This is a genomic window from Ligilactobacillus equi DSM 15833 = JCM 10991, assembly GCF_001435735.1.
In the GTDB taxonomy this organism is placed as follows: Bacteria; Bacillota; Bacilli; order Lactobacillales; family Lactobacillaceae; genus Ligilactobacillus; species Ligilactobacillus equi.
Genome location: NZ_AZFH01000135.1, coordinates 1 through 686, shown reverse-complemented (window position 1 = coordinate 686; position 686 = coordinate 1). Strand labels below are relative to the sequence as shown.

Here is a 686-nt window from a genome sequence, read left to right as displayed (position 1 = left end):
CGTAGGTAATTACATGCGTAACATGGGCATTAAAGCTCACTACGTAAAACCTTGGACAACAACTACCCGTGATTCTGAATACTCTGACCAGCTTTTAAACTATCTTGACGAACACTTTAACCCTGAGACTCCTAACACCCGTTGGTGTATTGATACTACGTATATTCCAATTCGTAATGGGTTTGCCTATTTGACAAGTATCATGGACTTATACTCCCGAAAGATTATCGCTTGGGATTTATCTGATAATCTAGAAGTGGCTAATGTAATTCCTTTGATTGAACGTGCTAAACGTCTACGTGGCATTACACAGCCGTTGATAATGCACAGCGATCGTGGTAGTCAATTCACATCTGACGCATATAAAGCTGTTACAGCCGAGTTTAAGCTATCTTACTCAAAGAAGGCTTATCCGTGGGATAATGCTTGTATTGAGTCTTTTCACGCTCTAATCAAGCGAGAATGGCTTAATCAGTTCGATATTCGCTCATACCAAGAAGCACGTCGATTAGTTTTTGAATATATCGAAGCTTTCTACAATAATGTGCGGATTCACAGTCATTGCGATTACACGTCACCAAAGGATTTTGAAGATAATTATTACGATAATCAGGCTTTGATTCAGGTAGCCTGATTAGTCGTTAAAAATCTCATTTTAACTTGTCCGTTTTCTTGACGCAAGACCA

At 39.2% G+C, this 686-nt stretch carries 1 protein-coding gene; it reads left to right on the top strand.

Annotated elements, in window-relative coordinates; all coding sequences use genetic code 11:
• Positions 1–634: IS3 family transposase (locus tag FC36_RS07595; protein ID WP_056986821.1), on the top strand; the 634-nt coding region annotated here is incomplete at its 5' end.
• Positions 635–686 lie beyond the last annotated feature (52 nt).